The organism is Candidatus Borrarchaeum sp. (assembly GCF_019058535.1).
GTDB lineage: Archaea > Asgardarchaeota > Sifarchaeia > Borrarchaeales > Borrarchaeaceae > Borrarchaeum > Borrarchaeum weybense.
Map to the genome: position 1 here is coordinate 1 of NZ_JAHPYX010000112.1, position 5,184 is coordinate 5,184.

The window sequence follows — 5,184 nt, forward strand, 5'->3', positions numbered from 1 at the left end:
ACTCCGAATAGCGCCCCAGGAACGAAAACAGGTAAGTAAAGCACAGTTCCTTCTTTAATCGCTTTCGTATCCATGTTTCCTCCATGATCTTTAGGAACCAACGTACCTTCGCCTTCACCAGGAGGGGCTACTACTAAGGTTCCTGGAAAGGGATCAATCGGGATTCGTATTCCTTTGCCAAACTCAGCATAACCGTTTTTAATAGGAATTATCTTTGTCCATGCATCAGGAAATTCTGGAGCAAGAAAACCAAAGCCAGGAACTATGCAACAGGCTCCTTGAGCCGCCATCTCGATTTTCTCTATATGCACCTCTAACGTGTCACCAGGTTCTGCTCCTTCAATATAAACGGGACCCGTTGCAGGATTTACCCTTTCGAAGTCCAAATCTGTCGGTAAATCGGTGGAACTTTGTATTCCTTGATTAAATGCGTCCTTGCACTCAAAGATGACTGTGTCTCCCGATGAAATATGTAGCACAGGTGGATTATTTTTATCCGTAGCAAATACTACATCATTTATGGAAACTCGATGAACCTTTCTTTTAGACATATAAAACCTCCAAATAATCCTTTGGTTAGCATCTTAAAACAAATACAGACTTGTGCTTAATACATATTTATTAGATATATCGTCATCGTTCTCCATTAAAAAAGAAATCCTGATTTCAGAACCTTGATACTAGAAAAATCAGTTGAAAAACTGCAATATTATTTGACAAAGTGATTAAAATGACTTTCAAAGAATTCGAGATTAAGCTTGCTGCTAACGGAAAAATTAAGGAAATAAAGGGACAACTTCATAAATTTGGTTTTGAGCAAACAAAAGATGTAATACAATTTGATTATTACTACGATGTTGTCGGACAAAGAAAACTGTACACAAACGATGAACGGCTAAGAATTAGATTAGAATATACACCATTACAGGAATTAAGTTACTGCCAATGGACTTGGAAAGGATCTAGACCAACTAGAGAAACTGACTTACGCGAGGATCATTCGATAGATATTCCTGTAGATCAAGCAGAAGATTTACGTACCATTTTAGAAAAATTAGGATATGAAGTTCTGGTGGCATTTCGTAAAGTGCGAACACGATATAGAATTGCTGAAAGTGAAATTGAAATTGAGTTCGATGAGAAAGTAACATTATTACATGAAGACAAAGAAATCCCTATGGGATCATTCTTACAGGTTAGTTTAGAAAGTGAACTACCTGAAGATATTAGTGTTATTGAACTCGAAAAGGATCTGATGAATTATGCAAAACGGCTTGGATTTTCGGAAAAAGATCGTATCGATACAACATATGTAGAAATTGCACTTAAGAAATTGAAAAAAGAAAATTGATCTCATAAAGGAATTCTATTCCTCTGCGCCGCCGCCTTTTATTCTTGAAAAGGCTTTTTTTAACTCTGAGTTGAGTTGCATGCGTAGTGTAGCTCCAGTTACCGGTGGTGGGGATTCTGGTCCTCCAGGACCTCCAGGACCTGCTGCCGTAGGAGGGGGAGTGAGAAAAGGCTCTGAAGGACCTGGTGTCGTAGGTGGTGGTAAACCAGTTGATGTTGGTCCCATTGGTGCTGCTGGACCTGCTGTTCTCATTAACGACATCCTGCCTTCTATTGATTGCATTTTAGTGTTCAGATTATTGAGCGATTGTCTAAATTCTGATTTAATTCCTGCAACTTCATTACTAAGACTCTCAACAGCCTTGAACACAACGTTAATGAAATTCTCAAGAATGGTATTAATTGCCTGAACCACCTCTTCCATCTTTGAGGGGCTAGTCTGAATCTCACTAAATAAATCGTCTATGTATTCACCCATTTTTTCAAACCTCGCCGAATATAATTAAACACGCATTAGTTTCATATGCAATTCCAAGTGGCAATATAAACCTAATAAACTCGTTTATTAATTAATGGAATTTGCTAAAGAGAAATTATCATTACCAAATTATATTTCTTTTGTGATGTTTTTCACCACAGTAAACATATTTTATATGTGTGTGGATCAGTCAGGAACCAATATGATTTGCAAATTAATACACTTATGGTATTTTTCACCGCACGTAAATAAAATATTGCACTCACGATTAGATCATTTCTCAAAAACAATTAACATTGACATCAAGGCTTGAACCATGAAAACATAAAGTATCTAGGCGTACCGTCGGGCGGGACTGTTGCAATGGTAAATTTTTTCCTAACTGTTGTGGCAAGACGACCTGCTCGAACAAGTTCAATGGGAGAAAGTTCAACACCTCTTGACAAAACATGGACAATAAGTGGAGAATGGTCAATGCCTGGGCCATGTTCGTAAATTGCAAAATCTGCACCGAATTTAAGCCCGGGTCGCACAACATAACCTTTCTTCCTGAGATCAGTATAAACTAGAAATTTCTCAGTAAATCGATCGTAATGCAGTTCACCAATTCTTTTTAACTCTTCATATGATATTGGTTTGTTGGAAATTGCCCTCTTGATTCTTAATTTATTTATTGACAAAAGATAAGTAGATTCGAGCAAGGACAACTCAAGAGGTCGTGTAAAATTGAAATGCTTCGGCTTTCGTATTCCAACCGGCTTTCCATAATATCCATGCTTGTACAACCAAGAACCAACTTTTGGATTCCAAACAATTATTCTATCTTCAAGTAATTCAGCTTCAAGATCCTCTTCTGTTATAACTTCTTCTTCTTCTTCTTCTCCTTCTTCTTCTTCTCCTTCTTCTTCTTTTTGAATGTCAATTTGATTCTCGGATTCATTCATTTTAAACGCCTCTAAAAATGTGATTTTGTTCTTATCTAGTTTAAAATAGTTCGCTTAACAAAATACAAGAAATGCTAGACATAAAGCGAAATTCTTTATAATTCTGCAAAGATACACTCATTTTTTAACGTGTGAGGGCTAGCATTCTTACAGCATCCGCTATTTCTAATCCAATATCTGCGATTTCATCAATTCTAAGAACGAGCTCTCTTAGAGCCATAATTATACATAAATCATCATTTAGTTCAGTAATCTGAACTATTAAGGGTCTATAGAGTTTATCAATTTGTTTCTCTAGGATATCAATTTCTCTGGCGAAGTTTAGTGCGTTTTCTGGGTTCGAAATGACATTATAAATGGCGGATTTCAAATGTGTTACCGCTGCAATGCAAATATCTACTAAATCTAGGATTTTTTCTGAAAGCTCTGATGGAATCTGCCAATCCTTTAAGGTGGATATATAGAATGCCCCACCAACTGCGGTATCCACTATTTTATCTATGACTAAAAAACGAAGTATGTCTTCCTTCAATAAAAGGCCTGGTCCTGCTCTGGAAACTTCACTAAGTAACGAAATCCTAATTTCGTCAGCAGACGTCTCTAGTTGATTTAAATTCTTGTAAGTTTCATCCATTTCTGATGTATTACCCACTGCCCAAGCTTCTATAAGTCCGCGTAGTTCTTTTACTGCTAGAACTACTTCTCTCATTTGATCATTTATTATATCTAATGCTTTTCTTTCGCTAGTAGAATAATCTGCGTTTGGATTGTATGTCAAGTGATAAACTACCCCCAGATCCCTATAAATAGTTCTCTTTGGTGTACGATTCTAACTGCTTTATTGCCAAGTACTTTAAAAATTTACCTAATTTACCTAACTCTACAACTCAAAAAAAGACTAACTTCGGTGAACTACATTTGAATAATCATAAAAGAGTTTAGTCATCAATTCAGTTATAATATCCAAAAAAACCAGTTGCTACTATATAGACCAAAGAATAAGCAGGAACGTCAATTACCCCACCCTAAAGGGTAGGGGCTTGGGTCGGGAGATGTGATTTATTTGAGTTTTTTGCAATTTATTCTTATTGCAATACTACAAGGGCTGCTAGAATGGTTACCAATTAGTTCGGAAGGACAAATCACGCTTGTTATGCTTCACGTATTCAATATTACCGAACTATCAACAATATTGTCACTAATTATTTGGTTACATCTTGGAACAGCTGGATCAGCACTTCTAAAATATCGCTCAGAGTATTTTAATGTAATATTTTCTAAAACAGCCGAATTCAGTTATCTTAGAAGATTTCTAATTATCGCAACTTTGGCCACTGGGGTAACAGCGATTCCACTTTATCTTCTTCTAAATGAACTATTTAACCCAATCTACGGGGATATCATTTCGGCTTTGATTGGCATATTCCTTATTGTTACAGGTATCATCCTTTATTTCTTTAGGAATATCCGTGAATATCGACCTGCTACAGATCTTACACTTCAGGAAATAATTCTTTTAGGATTGATTCAAGGGTTTAGTATCCTTCCTGGAATAAGTCGCTCTGGAACTACAGTTGCTACCCTTCTAGGGAGGAAAATTGAGCAAGAAAATTGTCTGAAATATAGTTTTCTTATGAGTGTTCCTGTGATTCTTGGGGCATTTATCTTCGATTTGTTAATTTCAGGCGTCCCTAAATTGGCAGGCATTTCCATCTATGTATTAATAATAATGATCGGTGTAGCATTTGTCTTTGGTTTACTTAGCATGGATTTTCTTTTAGTAATTGCTAAAAAGGTCAATTTTGCCTACTTTTGTGTTATTATAGGATTAATAGCGGTTATTCTAGGACTTTTGCCGCTAATTTGACGCTTTGAGTTTTTCAAAGGGAAGTTTCTGCTCTATCATTATTCCCAACATTGAGAGTGAACTACCTCACGCTAAAGCGATGAGGCTTCCTGCTTCGCCGACCGAACTTGCGGTGACATAGGGAATACCATTTAAGTATTCCAGCGATGTCACAGTAGAGGATTCAGTCTCCACAGGTTTAACATCCCTACGTCCCGTAGGTAGCAGCTGTGTTAATCCTTCGTGCTCGAGGTTAACACTTGAATTATGATCTCGGTCCATTACCAACCCACAGACCGGGCAAACATAGATTCGTTCATCCAGTCCTATGTCGCGGATATTTCCGCAGCGCGAACAGGTTTTGGTGGAAGGAAACCACTTATCGACTTGGATCGGAGTATGCACCTTTGTTTCAAGTGTGCGTATGATCCCTCCGATAGCGGTTGATAGGATTTTCTTGCCCCATATGCGTTGCCAGGCCTTGACAGTCTCATCTTGGTAACAGACCACCCCATAGTTCTCTTGCAGGTAATGCACCAGTTTGTGCTTAATATCCTGCTTAATAT

7 protein-coding genes are annotated in these 5,184 nt (G+C 37.4%); 2 read left to right on the forward strand and 5 right to left on the reverse strand.

Annotated elements, in window-relative coordinates; translation table 11 throughout:
* Positions 1–551 (reverse strand): acetamidase/formamidase family protein (locus tag QVB70_RS06380; protein WP_287584562.1); only part of this gene is annotated, 551 nt, incomplete at its 3' end.
* A gap of 179 nt (positions 552–730) precedes the next feature.
* Here QVB70_RS06380 and QVB70_RS06385 point away from each other — a divergent pair.
* A complete protein-coding gene (locus tag QVB70_RS06385; RefSeq protein WP_287584564.1) occupies positions 731–1,351 on the forward strand; it encodes a CYTH domain-containing protein in 621 nt (206 codons plus the stop codon).
* A gap of 15 nt (positions 1,352–1,366) precedes the next feature.
* Here QVB70_RS06385 and QVB70_RS06390 read toward each other — a convergent pair whose 3' ends face one another.
* The 3 genes from QVB70_RS06390 to QVB70_RS06400 form a co-directional block, all read right to left on the reverse strand.
* A complete protein-coding gene (locus QVB70_RS06390; protein ID WP_287584566.1) occupies positions 1,367–1,828 on the reverse strand; it encodes a hypothetical protein in 462 nt (153 codons plus the stop codon).
* Positions 1,829–2,130: 302 nt separating this feature from the next.
* Positions 2,131–2,772, reverse strand: coding sequence for a tRNA-intron lyase (endA, locus tag QVB70_RS06395; protein ID WP_287584570.1), 642 nt, complete (start codon positions 2,770–2,772; stop codon positions 2,131–2,133).
* A 124-nt stretch (positions 2,773–2,896) separates the two neighbouring features.
* On the reverse strand, positions 2,897–3,550 hold the full coding sequence (locus QVB70_RS06400) for a DUF47 domain-containing protein (protein ID WP_287584573.1): 654 nt from the start codon (positions 3,548–3,550) through the stop codon (positions 2,897–2,899).
* 285 nt (positions 3,551–3,835) lie between these two features.
* Between QVB70_RS06400 and QVB70_RS06405 the strand changes: the two genes are divergently transcribed.
* On the forward strand, positions 3,836–4,639 hold the full coding sequence (locus QVB70_RS06405) for an undecaprenyl-diphosphate phosphatase (protein ID WP_287584575.1): 804 nt from the start codon (positions 3,836–3,838) through the stop codon (positions 4,637–4,639).
* A gap of 66 nt (positions 4,640–4,705) precedes the next feature.
* Here QVB70_RS06405 and QVB70_RS06410 read toward each other — a convergent pair whose 3' ends face one another.
* Positions 4,706–5,128, reverse strand: coding sequence for a zinc ribbon domain-containing protein (locus QVB70_RS06410; protein ID WP_287584577.1), 423 nt, complete (start codon positions 5,126–5,128; stop codon positions 4,706–4,708).
* Between the last annotated feature and the right edge of the window lie 56 nt (positions 5,129–5,184).